The sequence below is a fragment of the Bifidobacterium sp. ESL0798 genome, assembly GCF_029395415.1.
Taxonomy (GTDB): Bacteria; Actinomycetota; Actinomycetes; order Actinomycetales; family Bifidobacteriaceae; genus Bifidobacterium.
The window spans coordinates 991,822-1,006,342 of record NZ_CP113914.1; the positions used below are offsets into that span (position 1 = coordinate 991,822).

The following is a 14,521-nucleotide window of genomic DNA, read 5'->3' on the forward strand; positions in this document are numbered from 1 at the left end:
AAGCAACAGATAATACTATACACCAATCCGTCGCTGTTTGGCAGCCCGGTGTGTCGAAAGACTTTATTCGATTACTGAGAATCGGGATTTATTCTTGCCTGATTCCGTGAGAATACTGCCACAAAGTTAAATATCGGTTCCGTATCAATCAAGCGAATATTTTTAACGGACACACGATAGAATAAGAGCTTGTTGGTTGGATACACCGGAATTGGGGACGATATGGCACAAGTGCAGCAGTCACGGAAAAGCGGAAAGAAACGTGGCACGCGTGTCGTCTTGGTGGTGGTCCTGGTGGTTGCACTGGTTGCGGCCTTAGGTGTAGCTTTGTTTAATCCGGTGTATTCCTACTACCGCAAGGGTATGGGGCAGTGTGTGCAGTGGGGGAATTCGTATAAGCTGGCCGCTGCGCATCTGGATACGGTGATCGCGCAAGATGCTGCATTGGTCAGGCAAGCTGGAACGGACGACGGCTCTCACTCGAAAACCCTGTCCGGGCATACTCCTGAACAGGTACGAAGCGCTTTGAAGATCGCACAGAATCAACGTAAACAGATTGCGGCGGAGGAATTTGCCAATCCCGTCATGGCCTGCACGACCCGTCAACTAACCCCGAAACTCAACGCTGAAACCAAACGGGAACGTGCCTGGACGGCAACACTGCAACGGCAGATTGCGATGCTCAACAAGGCGTTCAAACCCCTGTTTGTTCTGTATGATTCAGATGCCGGGGCTTCCAATACCGCTCAGGTTGAACTGAAGTTCGTGTCTGACGGCGCGGCAGGTTTTGCAAAATCGCAGAAAAGCAGCATCGATGCCGGAACGTTGGCACAACTCAATAAGCAGATCGATCGAGCAAACGCCGACGTTACGAAGGCGGCCCCCTACTCTGTTTGCAAACGTGACGAAGATGCTCTCTATGCTGCGGCGGACAAAGCCGTAGCTGCGCATAACAAGACAAAAGGCATCGATTGTGGCGCACAACATTGCGTGGCGCTGACCTTTGACGACGGACCGGATCCGACGTTGACTCCAAGACTGGTAGATGGTCTCAAAGCCGCGAACGCCGCCGCGACGTTCTTTGAGATGGGCCAGAAGGTGCAGGCCGACGGTGGGGCGCTCGCACGTGAGGTCTCTCAGGCTGGCTTCCCGGTGGAAAGCCATACCTGGAGCCATGAGGACCTGCCGGCCATCATGCAGAACCATCACGAGCGGCAGCAGCTCGACGATACCGGCGAAGCCATCGCTTCGGCCACAGGGCTTCCCGTCAGTCTTGTCCGGCCCCCGCATGGCGCCGTAGACGAGGCGAGCCGTACGTATATCGGCCAGAAGACAGGTGCCGCCGTGGCCGTTTACGGTGTGGACTCTTACGACTGGTCGAATGGGGCCACTTCGGCGAGCTTGACGCGCAAAATCATGTCGCAGATCGAGCCGGGCGCCATCGTGCTGATGCACGATATCCACCCGCATACCGTCGAGGCCGTGCCCGGTGTCATCGAAAAGCTTAAAAAGAAAGGCTATCGTTTCGTCACGATTCCGGAGCTCACCGGCGAATATCCGCGAGCCGGTGCCGTCTACTATTCCCGTGACGATATTCTGCATATGTAGGTTCTGGCTTGCGAATGAGCCGAGGACATGGATGGTATGGCTTTATTGAATATCCATTAATGGCCTTAAAATAATGATCGAAGCCAGCCGTAAAACCGATTCGTCCGAGGCTCCGGTAGCCTTGAATCATGACAAGTCCACTTTTTGTATTCGACGCCGAGAACGACGACGTGCCGGTCAATCGCGACGAGCTGCGCGCAGGCTGGACGATAACCCTGCCGCCTGCCATCAAACGGCACGCGATGGGTGCCATGCGCCTGCAAAACGGAGATAGGCTCCAGCTTTCTGACGGACGGGGCCTATGCATCGACGCCGAAGTGGCTGATACGCAAAACGGGCTGGTCAAGGTCTCGGAATTCACGACGGTTGAGCAGCCGGTCACCAGGCTGGCTCTAGTGCAGGCGCTCGCGAAAACCGGACATGACGTTGAGGCCATCGATATGGCTACGCAGATCGGCGTGGACGAGGTTATACCTTGGCAGGCCAATCGTTCGATTTCCAAGTGGAAGGCCGGGCGTACCGACCGAAAATGGGACCAGACGCTGGTGGCCGCCACGGAACAATCGCGTCGCGCGTGGAAACCCGCGCTGGATGAGTGTGTGAACACCAAAGGCGTTGTGGCGATCTGCCGGCGGGCCTGCGTCCATCATGAGCTTGTGATTGTACTGCACCAAGACGCGACGGCGACTTGGGACGGCATCGAGCGCAAGGTCGCCGCACTCGAACAGCGTTGTCTGGATGACGGCAAACCGCGCACGATTTACGTCGTGGTTGGCCCCGAAGGCGGCATCAGCGATGACGAGGTCGGGCAATTCACCGACGCCGGTGCCGAGGTCTGTGTGCTCGGCAGCAACATCATGCGCGCCTCGACCGCCGGACCGGTGGCTTTGTCGCTGTTGGCACGAACGCTCGGACGGTTCGCCTGAATGATCGTTGCGGGGAAAATAATGCCTTCGTCGCGTTTGACGTACGTTGTGCGAACATTTTACGATCGGCGCGTGTAATCGCCAGCGTAATTATCCGTGCGGGCTAATAGCATGGGGGAGTAGGGCGCAACAGCGTCCGAGAAGCTTTTATCCAAGGAGCATATATGGCCGACGATTGCCTGTTCTGCAAGATCATCGCGGGTGAGATCCCGAGCACCAAGGTGTATGAGGACGACACCACCTACGCGTTCAACGACCTCAACCCCAAGGCGAAGGTCCATGTGCTGGTCGTGCCGAAGAAGCACTATGCCAACGTGGCCGAACTGGCCAAGGCCGATCCCGCCGAACTCGCGCATATCGTCGAGGTCGCGCAGTCCATTGCGGATAAGGAATTCCATGGTGCGTTCCGTCTCATTTTCAACTCGGGCAAGGATGCCGGGCAGTCCGTCTTCCATGTGCATGCCCATGTGCTGACCGGCGAAACGATGGAGGAGTAGGCAGGGGTGGCCAGCGCGAAACGTGTCATCACCATTCCTACCGAACTCGATCCGGTTGCCGTACTGGGCTCGGGCGACAAGGTGCTTGCCGAAGTGCAGCACGCATTCCCCGAAGTCAACGTGTTCGTACGGGGCAATCGCATCGAGATCGCCGCTTACAACAAGCGTGATGACGTCGAGGCCGACAAGGTCTTCGACGTGCTGAACAACATCATCGACGCGGCGTACAAGGCGCCGGCCGATGCGATGAACGTGCGGCGGATGCTCGAGGCCCGGCAGGTCGGCAAGAAGGCCGGCCTGATGGGTGACGGCGGTCGCGGACGCGGTTATGCGCAGCATTCGTATACGCGCGGATTCGCCGGTGCTGGGGTGGGCCAGCGTACGAAATCCCGTTTCGGTACCGATGACGAAGACTATGATTCGCAAGCCAAACGTTCCTTCGCCAATCGCCATGTCCCAGGTGTCATCGCGTTCGCCAACGGCGAGCCTGTCCGTGCGAAAACCGCCGGTCAGGTCTTCTATGTTCGAGCAATCGATGCCAATACCATCACCTTCGCCATCGGACCGGCAGGAACCGGCAAGACCTATCTCGCCGTCGCCAAGGCGGTGCGTGCTTTCGAAGATGGTCGCGTTAGCCGCATCATCCTTACGCGTCCGGCGGTCGAGGCCGGCGAAAGCCTCGGCTACCTGCCTGGTACGCTGAACGACAAGGTCGACCCGTATCTGCGTCCGCTCTATGACGCGCTTTCCGATATGCTCGGCGCCGGCCAGATGCACCGCTACATGACCGACGGAACCATCGAGGTCGCGCCGCTCGCTTACATGCGCGGCCGCACCTTGAACGATGCGTTCGTCATCCTTGACGAAGCGCAGAACACCACCGAACAGCAGATGAAGATGTTTTTGACCCGTCTCGGCTTCAACACCAAGATGGTCATCACCGGTGACGTCACCCAGATCGATCTGGCCGTGCCGCATTCGGGGCTCAAATCCATCGAATCGATCCTTGGGCATATCGATGGCATCAGCTTCGCCCATCTCGGTGCGCAGGACGTGGTGCGTCATGAGCTGGTCGGCAAGATCGTTGAGGCCTATGACGCCCATGCCGCTGAACAATCCGGGCACAAACCGAACGGAAAGGAACGCCGTTGAGCGTCGAAGTCACCAATGAGACGGTCTGGCAGATCGATCCGAAACTCTTCTCCGACCTGGGTTTGTGGGTGATGGAACGCATGCAGGTGAGCACGCAGTCCGACCTGACCATACTCTTCGTCGACCCCGATCCGATCGCCCAGCTGCACATGCGCTGGATGCAGCTCGAGGGGCCGACCGACGTCATGAGCTTCCCCATGGATGAGCTGCGTCCGGGCGAGGATGGCAAGATCATGGAAGGCGTGTTGGGCGATATCGTCATCTGCCCGTGGGTCGCCGCGCAGCAGGCTGCGGCTGCCGGACATTCCACGATGGACGAGATGATGCTTCTGGCCATTCACGGTACTCTGCACCTGCTCGGCTACGATCACGTCGACCCTGTACAGGAGAGACAGATGTTCGGTCTGCAACGTCAGTTGTTGCTTACCTTCTTCGCCGTGCGCGACCAGCCGGTGCCGCAGGCCGAGTTGCCGGCGGGTTCCACGGATTTGCTGGCCCAATGGGACGCGAACCATGCCTCTGGGCGTAACATTGATAAGCCGTTAAACGGTGAGAAGAACTAGGAAAGTACGTAAGAAAATGGATACCTTGACCATGGTCACCGTGGTGGTGCTCGTCATCGTGGCGGCGTTGCTGGTGTGGTTGTCGCTGATGATGGCATCGAGCGAATCCGCGGTTTCACGCGTCACCAAGGCCAGCCTCAACAACCGGATCATCGAGATTCAGACCGATGATGACGACCTCGGCAAGTTTGCGCAGACCAAGCAGATTCGTAAGGTCCACAAGGTGCAGAAGCTGATCGTCGACCGCTATGCAACCTCAGGTTCCTGCGCGTTCTTCCGTATTTTCTGCAACGTCTTCGACGGGGTTTTGGTCGCCATCATCGTGATGCTGGTTTCGCAGCCGCTGTGGGTTGCGCTGGTCACCGGCGTGATTTTCGCGTTGATTGTGGCGGTGGTGTCGGTGCTGCTGCGTCCGCGTTCCGCAGGCGCGTCGAAGCCGCTCGACGTAATGATGCGATTCTCCGGCACTATTTCACTGGCGGTTGCCTTGACGCCTTTCGCCAAGGCCGGAGAAGGCAAAGACCAGCGCCGTCGCGACAAGGAGGACGAGCTTTCCGACGACGAAGAACTCGAGAAGATCCAGCGCGAGCAGGGGCGTGCGACCATCGATCGGCTGGTCGAAACCGATGATTTCGACCCCGAGGTTGCCGAGATGCTGCGCAATGTGCTCATGCTTTCCGACACCTTGACCCGCGAAATCATGGTGCCGCGTACCGACATGATCTGCGTCGAATCCGATTCCACGCTTGAGCATTTTCTGCAGCTGTGCTCGCGTTCCGGCTTCTCGCGTATCCCGATCATCGGCGAAGACGTTGATGATTTGGTCGGTATGGCCTACCTGAAGGACGCCGTGCGCGCCACGGCCTTCAACCCGGAGGCTCGAACGCGCGAAGTCAAATCGATTTGCCGGGAACCGATGCTGGTACCGGAATCCAAGCCGGTCGATGATCTGTTCCACGAGATGCAGCGCACCCGTCAGCATGTAGCTGTGGTCATCGATGAATACGGCGGCATAGCCGGATTGGTGACCATCGAGGACGCCATCGAACAGATCGTCGGCGAGCTGGAGGACGAGCACGACCGCATCCAGCACACCGAGCCTAAAAAGGTCGGGGAGCGCAAGTGGCAGATGCCTGCCCGCACGCCGATCGCCGACCTCGAGGAGCTCTTTGAGGTCGATATCGACGAGGACGATGTGGACACCGTCTATGGCTTGCTGACCAAGTTGCTCGGCCGCGTGCCAATCGTCGGGATGAGCGCGGTGACACGAGGCTTGCGCCTGACCGCCGTCGATTCTGCAGGCCGTCGCAAGAAGGTTTCGACCATCGTGGTGGAGCCGGCAACATTCAAATCTGAAGACGATGATAATAAAACCGATGAAAACATGAAACAGGACGTAAAGGAAAACGAACAACATGACTGATAAAGCGAACAACACACAGCCGGATGAAGGCAACAAGCCATATCGTTCCGGTTTTGTGGCGGTGGTCGGACGTCCGAACGTCGGCAAGTCCACGCTGATCAATTCATTGATCGGCACGCAGGTCGCCATCGCCTCCTCGCGTCCGGAGACCACACGCAAGGCCATTCGTGGGATCCTGACCACCGACAACGCCCAGCTGGTGTTGGTTGACACTCCCGGCATCCACCGTCCGCGCACCTTGCTGGGGCAGCGTCTGAACGACGTGGTGGATGAGTCGTTGAGCGACGTGGACGAGATCGCATTCCTGCTGCCCGCCGATCAGGAGATCGGTCCGGGGGACAAGCGCATCCTGAGCCGGCTGCGTAGTGAGTTCGCGCGCAAGGTCAAGGATGGCAGCGAAAGCAGCAAACAGCATACCGGTGCTGGCAAAAGTGGAAACGGTGCTCAAAATAATAAACGCAACGATGACCATGAACATGGCAAGTTCGTCTGGAAGGTGCCCCTGATCGCCATCGTTACCAAAATCGACGAGCTCAACCGTCAGGAGCTGATGGCCAAGCTCATCGAGATCAGCCAGTTCGCCGATTTCACCGACGTGGTGCCGGTCAGCGCTCTGGGCCACGACAACGTCTCAGAAGTCAAGCGCGTGCTGATCGACAACATACCCGAAGGCCCGCAGATGTATCCCGACGACCAGATCACCGAGGAGAAGCCCGAGGATACCATCGCCGAGCTGGTACGCGGAGCGTTTCTCGAGGAGTTGGACGATGAGCTGCCGCACTCGCTGGCCGTGGTCGTCGACTCCATCGACCGTCCCGGGGAGTCTGACAATCCCGAAACCGAAGACGGCAAGGCCCACGTCATGGTCTCTATCTATGTCGAGCGCAACTCGCAGAAGCCCATCATCATCGGTCACCGTGCCGAGCATCTGGTCCAGGTCAAAAAGCGCCTGCGCACCGCCGTCAACCGTATCGTCGGCCAGAAGTCCAAGCTCGACCTGCACGTCAAGGTCGCCAAAGGCTGGCAGTCCGACCCCAAGCAGCTCGAGCGTCTAGGCTTCTGATACAAGTAGCTTGAAAAGCGCGGACGCTGGGCCCCATGAAACATAGGGACATCCGGCTTCCACTTCCCAGACCCCTCAGAGAGGGAAAGGCACGAATTAAATGTATCTTAAATCATTAGCTTGAGAAAATGAGCCTGTTCCGTAAACTGTTGTGCCCGCTAATCGTAATTGATACGAATTAGCGGGCACAACTTGTAGTGACCGATTATTTCTTGGCTTTATTGTCAAGCCAGTGAATAAATCAGATCTTGCCGCCTTCAACTACGATGTCGTCTGGGTTGGAGGAGCTGCCGTAGACCGGCTTCAGGGTCTGCTCGTAGTCCTTGTGGAAGAACTGTTCGCGGCCGAGCTTCACGATTTCTTCGTTGATGTAGTCAAGCAGTTCCTTGTTGCCCTTCTGCACGGCGGGGGCGATGGGCTGTTCGTCGCCGAGCTTGGTGATGCCGACGGTGAAGCCCTTGTTGGCTTTGGCCCAGGCGAGCACTTCGGTGTTGTCGGTGCTCATCGCATCGCCGCGCCCGTCGAGCAGAGCGTTGTAGGCGTCCGCGTACTGGTCGTACTTCTGTAGCTTGATGTCGGGGTACTTGGCGAAGTACGGCTCGGCGGTGGTGCCCTTGGCGATGATCAGCGTCTTGCCCTTGAGCTCGTCGACGCTCTTGATCGGCTTGGAGTCGGGGGAGACCACGCCCAGCGCGACCTTCATGTATGGCTTGGCGAAGTCGACCTTCTCTTCGCGCTCGGGGGTGACGGTGAAGTTGGCAAGGGTGACGTCGACCTTGTTGCTGGCGAGCACGTCGACACGGGCCGCCGGGTCGACGGTGGTGTATTCCGGTTTTACGCCGAGATCTTTGGCCAGACGTTCGGCGAAGATGATGTCGTAACCTTGGTTCTTGCCATCTTTGTCGACGTAGCCGAACGGTGCCTTGTCGGAGAAAACGGCGACCTTGAGCTTACCGGATTTCTTGATTTCCGCAAGGGTGCGTGCGCTTTGCTGTTTGCCTGCGCCGGAGGTGCCGGAACCGGAATTATTGTCACTGCTCGGTGTCGCTCCGCTTGGGCCGCATGCGGCGAATCCTGCCAGCATAGCCACGGCCGCTGCCGCTGAGATCGCTACTTGTGCCGCACGTTTCAATACATTCGTTGTCATGGTTGTTTCTTTCTTTTCTTTTACTAAGTAATATCGGAAGTGAATATAAAAAGTGATGGTTCTATCTGAAAAGATGGAATATCGAAATTCCAATGTTGCACGGGTTTGTCCATTGCAGATTCAAATCGGTATATCTACGTAATGGATCGGCAAACCCAAGATGTCAGATCTGGTGAATGCGGATCAGCGAGACATGGAGGCCATGAGTTGACATCGGTTCGGCTCCGTAGCGCTGCACATTCGTGCCGTCACGCTCATATTCGGTAAGTTCCGGTTCATCATTTCGACCTCCCTTTGTTTGTTGTTCGGTTTGAGCTGATAAAAAATATCGGCTATTGTCTCTCACGAGCATACGTAAACGTGTTCAGGAACTGCTGGGCGCGTTCGGATTGTGGATGGGTGAAGAACTGTTCCGCGTCGTCGGATTCTTCGACAATGCTTCCGTCTGCAAGCAGGATGATATGGTCGGCTACCGCGCGGGCGAATGCCATTTCGTGGGTGACGATGAGCATGGTCTGGCCGCTGTCGGCAAGTTCGACGATAACGTCAAGTACCTCCCGCACCATTTCGGGGTCGAGCGCAGCGGTCACCTCGTCGAAGAGCATGATCTGAGGGTGTTCAATCAAGGCGCGGCAGATGGCGACGCGCTGGCGCTGTCCGCCGGAAAGCTCGTGCGGCCAAGCGTCTTGACGGTCGGCCAAGCCCACGCGTTTCAACAGCTGGATGGCTTCGGCCTTGACTTCCGCTTTCTTGCGTTTCTGCACCAGTACTGGCGCGAGCATGATGTTGCCGAGTACGGTTTTGTTGGGGAAGAGGTCGTAGCTTTGGAAGACCATGCCGACCTTGACAGGATTCGTGTCGATGTTTCTATCTTGGGAATTGGCCGCACCTGCCGCTTTGGATTTGCCGGTGTCCTTCTTCTTGCCGGAAGCGCGTAGCACCTCGTCGCCGATGGCGATGTCGCCGCTCTGAATGGGCTCGAGGCCGGCGATGGTGCGCAGCAACGTGGACTTGCCCGAGCCGGAAGGCCCGAGGATGACGAACACTTGGCCGGCCGGCACGTCGAAGGATATGTCGTTCAGCACCGGTTTGTCTGCATTGTCGTATTGTTTGGTGATATGCCGGATATGCAGGGTTTCGTGCGGGGCGTTCGCGTTCGCTCGTGATGTTGGAATCGTCGTAACCGTCGTATCAGTCATGGGCCCACCTCTTTTCAAGCTTTCTGGCCACAAGGGAGAGCGGCCAACATACGAAGAAATACATGAAGAAGATCACGCCGTAGATCCACAGCGTCGCATCCGGATATTGGAAGCGGTTCGCATCGATAATCTGCTGGCCCACCTTGATCACTTCAATCACACCCAACAGCGCGGCCAACGAGGTGGTCTTGACGATACGGGTAATGAGGTTGACGCTGGCGGGAAGCAGGCGGCACAGGGCCTGAGGGAGGATGACCCTGCTGAAGGTCTGCCACGAATTGAGACCAAGCACCTGAGCCGATTCATACTGCGTGCGAGGAATCGATTCCAATGCGCCACGCACCAGATCGCCGAGCTCGGCCCCGCCCCAAAGCACGAAGACCAGCACGCAGGCGCCGGTGGCGTCGAGATTCCAATTGAAGGCGCGTGCGAAACCGTAGAAGGCGATGAACAGCAGGGCCAGCTGCGGCATGATACGGATGAAATCAAGATAGACACGCATCACAAACCGCACGATCGGATTTCGCATGGTCATGAGCCAACCGACAATCAGCCCGACCGGCAACGAAAGCAGGACGGAGACCCCGGCAATCCAGATCGTGACCCACAATCCTTGCAGCAGACGCGGGAAGACGCCCGGCTGCAGCAGTATCTCAGCGCCGTGCATAGTCGAACCTCCTCTCGGCCACCGTGCCGATGATGGAGATCGGCAGGAGGATAATCAGGTAGGTGACGATCAGCAAAGTCAACGATTCGTAGGTGTTGTAGGTCTGACCCATCAAGTCCTTGGTGACGTACATGACGTCCGCCAGTGCAATGGCCGAGACCACCGAAGATTCCTTGACCAGGAAGATGATATTGGCCACCACTCCCGGAATGGCGGTGGAAAGCGCCTGCGGCACGGTGACATGCAGTAGCATTTGTGACGGGCTGAAGCCGAGCATCTGCGCTGATTCCCGTTGGACTTGCGGAACGGCTTCGAAACCGCCGCGCAATGCCTCGGCCATATATGACCCGCCCAGGAAGGCGAGTCCGACGATCGCGCAGGTTTCCGCCGACCACGAGACGCCGAGTTTCGGCAGTCCGAAATAAAGAAAATACAGCTGGACCAGCAATGGTGTATTACGGGATAGTTCGATATAAATGCGGACGATTTGTTTGCAAACCGGGATATTCGCCGTTTCGATGGCCGAGCAAAGGATGCCCAGAACGATGCTAAAGACGATTCCGAACAACGAGATGAAGACGGTCATATAACCGGCATCGACGAAGTAGTGGGCATTGCGGGCTATAAAGCTCCAGTCCATGGTTGCCCTCCCGCTTCGTGGTGAATGCTTACTCGTTACCAGTGTCACAGCCGAACAATTGCCGAAATTTCAATGAGTTTCAATTCGCGGCACTCGTTGTTATACTAGACGCGAATCCGCCGAAATGCACACATTGTGCCATATGAATAACTGATAGGGTGCTATTGGCTGGCACTGAAATCCCAAATGTTCATTCAAAACGGAAGTGGCCACCAATGAAAATCTCATCAGCGGCCACTCCGAGTAGATAAAACATTCCTGTTTTCGGCTTACTTCTTCTTGGTGTACATCTGTGTGTTGAGCAGATTGGCATAGTGCTTGATGACTGCGGGGCGCTTGACCTTCATCGATGCAGTCATCAGGCCGTTCTCCTGCGTGAACTCTTCGGGCAGCAGGATGAACTTGCGTACGGATTCGGCGCGCGATACGCCTTCGTTGGCCTTGTCGACCCACTTCTGCACCTCGGCGCGGACCACGGCGTTCTTGCAAGCTTCTTCCATGGACATGTCACGGTCGAGACCGGCGGCGTCGAGCCAGGAACGCAACGAGATCTCGTCAAGTGTGATGAGCGCGGAGATGAACGGGCGCTTGTCGCCGAGCACCAGAGCCTGAGAGACGAACGGGCAGCGTTGGATGATCTCTTCGATCGGCCCTGGGGCGACGTTCTTGCCGCCTGCGGTGATGATGAGGTCCTTCTTGCGACCGGTGATATAAAGGAAACCGTCGTCGCTGATACGGCCAAGATCGCCGGTGGCATACCAGCCGTCGGGAGTGAAGGCGAGTTCGGTCGCCTCATCGTTCTTGTGGTAACGAGGGAAGACACAGGTGCCCTTGACCTGGATCTCGCCGTCTTCACCCAAGCGAATCGAGAAACCGGGGTAGGGGATGCCGACGGATCCTTCGTGGAATGGGGTGCCCTTCGGGTTGAACGCACAGGGAGCGGTGGTTTCGGTCAGGCCGTAGCCTTCGTAGGCGGGCACATTGGCACCGCGGAAGAAGGCGAGCAGTTCCGGGTCGAGCGGGGCACCGCCCGCGACGAACCATTCGGCCTGTCCGCCAAGAACCTCGCGCAACGACTTGTAGACGATCGGATCGAAGGCGGCGCGGCGTGCACGTGTGGTGAAGCTGGCCTTGCCGTTTTCGCTCATTTCCTTCTCGTATTCCTGTGCCGCCACCACAGCCGCGGCGAATGCGACGCCCTTGGGGCCGTTCCCGGCCTTCTGCGAGGCGGCGTTGTAGACCTTCTCCAGTACTCGGGGCACGAGAATGGTGACGGCCGGCTTGGCGACCTGCAGGTCGCCGATCAGCGTCTTGATGCCGCCGGCGATGTAGATGTGCAGGTCGCTGGCGACCACGATGTAGTTGACCGCGCGTGCGAAGGTGTGTGCCTGCGGCAGGAAGAGCAGGACGGATTTGCCTTTTTGTTGCAGCAGCTTGGGCATGTAGTCACGCAGGTTCAGCGCCGTGGTGCAATAGTGCTCGTGCGTCATCTCGACGCCCTTGGGCGCTGCGGTGGAACCGGAGGTGTAGACGATGGAGCACAGGTCGGTCTTCTTGATGGAATCGATGCGTTGGTCGAGCGTTTCGTCGGTTACCGATTTTCCGTAATCGCGCAGCTCCTCGAGTGCGCCCGCCTCGAGCGTATAGATCTTTTCCAGCGTTGGGCAGTCTTCGACGGCTCCATCGGCCTTTTTGCGCATGTCGTTGGTCTCGACGATGAGCAGGCGTGAATCGGAATTGTTGACGATGTTGCGTATCTGCTCAGCAGAATCGGTGTCGTAGATGGTTGCCAGCACGCCGCCCACGGCCATTACGGCCGCATCGACAACGTCCCATTCGTAAGAAGTATGGGACATGAAGGAGACGCCGTCGCCCTTGTCAAGACCGTAATGCATCAGGCCTTTGGCCACTCCGCGTACGTCCTCGAGGAATTCGTTGGCGGTTTTGGTGACCCATTTGTTGCCGACCTTGAAGCTGTACAGCGGGTCATCGCCCATGCGTTGCGCGCGGTCGACATAGAGGTCATAAATGGACATGTCGTCGTCTATCGGAGGATTGCCGGCGGTGGTCACGGTCAGCAATCCGGTCTTCTCGTCGACGAAAAGCTTGGTGGGGTAGCCCGGCCCCCATTCGTGGGTATGGGGCAGCGTTGAGAAATCGACGGGTTTTACGGTTGCAAGGTGGCGCTCGTCATTGAAATCCGGTGTTTCCGGATCCTCGGTATTGACCGGGTGCTCGAAGCCGCTTCCCAGATGGAAAGCCTTCTGACTTAGCTTCAGCGTTCCCTTTTTCAGTGAATTGATGACTGACACGTGCGCTTTCCTCGACCTTCTATGAAAACTGTATTCCAAGTAATAACGCCAATTCTATAGGATTTGTCGCGTTTCGTCACCTTACGGTAGCGTAAGCGAGGCCATATATCGCAAGGTGACTGGGCGTCTATCCTGTTCAAGCTACGGATGGCAGGAAATATTGCGATTGCTCGAAAACAGGCCGGAGGATTCGTCTTTTCGTTGTTGTCATGCGAACTGAAGAATACATCTGTTATTGTGCTATCAGTTAAAAACGATATATCCCGATAACCCCTTGGTCTTGTTGAGCTTGAATATTTTGCGCACAAAGGCTGTGACGGTTTTCCAGTATCGTTTGGGGTCGGTCGAAGCCGACATCGCGTGAGCGGCTCCGGCAACGATGAGTTTTTGCTTGACGGGGCTCGCACAGGCCCGGAAATTGAGGTCGAGACTTGTCGGATTGACGAAATCATCGGCCGATCCATGGATGAAGAGCATGGGAATCGATGTATGACGCAACGCCTTGAGGCATGAGGCTTCCTTGAAATCGTAGCCGGCACGTCGGCGTGCGATGGAACTCATGATGCCGATCACCGGGCGTGCCAGAAATGTTGGGGCATGGTAGAGGTGCCTGGCGCTGTATAGGAATTGGTCTTCAAGACCGGTGTAGCCGCAGTCGGCGATGGCGGCCTTGACGTTCTTCGGCAACCGCGGGTCGCCCGCTGCCAGCATCACTGTCGCCGCTCCCATGGAATTGCCGTCCAACAGGATCCGGGCATTCGGGTCGTTGGCCACAATGGCGTCGATCCACAGCAACAGGTCGCGATGTTCGAGCGCGCCCATGCCGATGTATTTTCCGCCGCTCAGTTCGTGGCAGCGGCTGGCCGGGGTGAGTACGGTGAAACCCATACCGGCGAAACGATGGGCGTATTTCGCCATTTCCTTTGGATCTCCCGAAAATCCGTGGCAGCAAATGGCATAGAGATGGCGTGGGGGGTCGGCGCAATCCGGGTCGAGTATCCAGCCGTGCAGGCGTGTTCCGTCCGACGCCTTGATCGTCACGCCTCGTTTGGCGTTGTCGAACCAATGCCCGGCTTGCGCCTCCTCCCTGGCATCGTGATGAGGCTGGCGCGCCGCAAGAGTGGTGTCGGGCCGGTTGCTTTTGAACAGCGAACGTTTTGATCCGGGCTCGAGCACAAATCGGAACAGATAATCGGCGGCGACATAAAGACTGCCTGCTGTTGCCAAGCCGCCGCAAAAAGACCGACGGCCAACGTTTTGGCTTTACTGCGCTGAACCATAACGGACTCCAATCTTTCTTTGGCATAATGCATAATGCATAATG

13 protein-coding genes are annotated in these 14,521 nt (G+C 57.3%); 7 read left to right on the forward strand and 6 right to left on the reverse strand.

Features of this window, described 5'->3' with window-relative positions; translation table 11 throughout:
* The first annotated feature begins 222 nt into the window (after positions 1–222).
* The 7 genes from OZX74_RS04170 (at position 223) to OZX74_RS04200 (ending at position 7,232) form a co-directional block, all read left to right on the forward strand.
* On the forward strand, positions 223–1,608 hold the full coding sequence (locus tag OZX74_RS04170) for a polysaccharide deacetylase family protein (protein WP_277157268.1): 1,386 nt from the start codon (positions 223–225) through the stop codon (positions 1,606–1,608).
* Positions 1,609–1,736: 128 nt separating this feature from the next.
* On the forward strand, positions 1,737–2,534 hold the full coding sequence (locus tag OZX74_RS04175; protein ID WP_277157269.1) for a 16S rRNA (uracil(1498)-N(3))-methyltransferase: 798 nt from the start codon (positions 1,737–1,739) through the stop codon (positions 2,532–2,534).
* A gap of 164 nt (positions 2,535–2,698) precedes the next feature.
* Complete coding sequence (locus OZX74_RS04180; protein WP_277146644.1) at positions 2,699–3,031, forward strand: histidine triad nucleotide-binding protein; 333 nt, start codon at positions 2,699–2,701, stop codon at positions 3,029–3,031.
* 6 nt (positions 3,032–3,037) lie between these two features.
* Entirely contained in the window at positions 3,038–4,183 is a 1,146-nt protein-coding gene (locus OZX74_RS04185; protein WP_277157270.1) for a PhoH family protein, read from the forward strand.
* Entirely contained in the window at positions 4,180–4,746 is a 567-nt protein-coding gene (gene ybeY, locus OZX74_RS04190) for an rRNA maturation RNase YbeY (RefSeq protein ID WP_277157271.1), read from the forward strand. Before OZX74_RS04185 ends, ybeY begins: the two co-directional genes overlap by 4 nt.
* 16 nt (positions 4,747–4,762) lie before the next feature.
* Positions 4,763–6,169, forward strand: coding sequence for a hemolysin family protein (locus OZX74_RS04195; protein ID WP_277157272.1), 1,407 nt, complete (start codon positions 4,763–4,765; stop codon positions 6,167–6,169).
* On the forward strand, positions 6,162–7,232 hold the full coding sequence (locus tag OZX74_RS04200) for a GTPase Era (protein WP_277157273.1): 1,071 nt from the start codon (positions 6,162–6,164) through the stop codon (positions 7,230–7,232). The genes OZX74_RS04195 and OZX74_RS04200 overlap by 8 nt, the downstream gene beginning before the upstream one ends.
* A 241-nt stretch (positions 7,233–7,473) precedes the next feature.
* Here the strand turns inward: OZX74_RS04200 and OZX74_RS04205 are convergent, their stop codons facing one another.
* The 6 genes from OZX74_RS04205 to OZX74_RS04230 all read right to left on the reverse strand — a co-directional run bounded on the left by OZX74_RS04205 (position 7,474) and on the right by OZX74_RS04230 (position 14,424).
* The gene (locus OZX74_RS04205) at positions 7,474–8,379 is read right to left on the reverse strand and encodes a cysteine ABC transporter substrate-binding protein (protein WP_277157274.1); all 906 of its coding nucleotides are present in this window, start codon (positions 8,377–8,379) and stop codon (positions 7,474–7,476) included.
* A 332-nt stretch (positions 8,380–8,711) separates the two neighbouring features.
* Positions 8,712–9,578: an amino acid ABC transporter ATP-binding protein gene (locus OZX74_RS04210; RefSeq protein WP_277157275.1), complete on the reverse strand. Its 867-nt coding sequence runs from the start codon at positions 9,576–9,578 to the stop codon at positions 8,712–8,714.
* Positions 9,571–10,245: an amino acid ABC transporter permease gene (locus OZX74_RS04215; RefSeq protein ID WP_277157276.1), complete on the reverse strand. Its 675-nt coding sequence runs from the start codon at positions 10,243–10,245 to the stop codon at positions 9,571–9,573. The genes OZX74_RS04210 and OZX74_RS04215 overlap by 8 nt, the downstream gene beginning before the upstream one ends.
* Positions 10,232–10,885: an amino acid ABC transporter permease gene (locus OZX74_RS04220; RefSeq protein WP_277157277.1), complete on the reverse strand. Its 654-nt coding sequence runs from the start codon at positions 10,883–10,885 to the stop codon at positions 10,232–10,234. The genes OZX74_RS04215 and OZX74_RS04220 overlap by 14 nt, the downstream gene beginning before the upstream one ends.
* A 269-nt stretch (positions 10,886–11,154) precedes the next feature.
* Positions 11,155–13,197 (reverse strand): AMP-dependent synthetase/ligase, encoded by a 2,043-nt coding sequence (locus tag OZX74_RS04225; RefSeq protein WP_277157278.1) that lies wholly within the window; start codon positions 13,195–13,197, stop codon positions 11,155–11,157.
* A gap of 243 nt (positions 13,198–13,440) precedes the next feature.
* The gene (locus OZX74_RS04230) at positions 13,441–14,424 is read right to left on the reverse strand and encodes an alpha/beta hydrolase (RefSeq protein WP_277157279.1); all 984 of its coding nucleotides are present in this window, start codon (positions 14,422–14,424) and stop codon (positions 13,441–13,443) included.
* Positions 14,425–14,521 lie beyond the last annotated feature (97 nt).

Bases quoted from the DNA above. Each gene is read 5' to 3' on its own strand.
- OZX74_RS04170 (WP_277157268.1), top strand. From the start codon at position 223: ATGGCACAAGTGCAGCAGTCACGGAAAAGCGGAAAGAAACGTGGCACG.
- OZX74_RS04195 (WP_277157272.1), top strand. From the start codon at position 4,763: ATGGATACCTTGACCATGGTCACCGTGGTGGTGCTCGTCATCGTGGCG.
- OZX74_RS04220 (WP_277157277.1), bottom strand. From the start codon at position 10,885: ATGGACTGGAGCTTTATAGCCCGCAATGCCCACTACTTCGTCGATGCC.
- OZX74_RS04215 (WP_277157276.1), bottom strand. From the start codon at position 10,245: ATGCACGGCGCTGAGATACTGCTGCAGCCGGGCGTCTTCCCGCGTCTG.
- OZX74_RS04200 (WP_277157273.1), top strand. From the start codon at position 6,162: ATGACTGATAAAGCGAACAACACACAGCCGGATGAAGGCAACAAGCCA.
- OZX74_RS04175 (WP_277157269.1), top strand. From the start codon at position 1,737: ATGACAAGTCCACTTTTTGTATTCGACGCCGAGAACGACGACGTGCCG.
- OZX74_RS04210 (WP_277157275.1), bottom strand. From the start codon at position 9,578: ATGACTGATACGACGGTTACGACGATTCCAACATCACGAGCGAACGCG.
- OZX74_RS04180 (WP_277146644.1), top strand. From the start codon at position 2,699: ATGGCCGACGATTGCCTGTTCTGCAAGATCATCGCGGGTGAGATCCCG.
- OZX74_RS04205 (WP_277157274.1), bottom strand. From the start codon at position 8,379: ATGACAACGAATGTATTGAAACGTGCGGCACAAGTAGCGATCTCAGCG.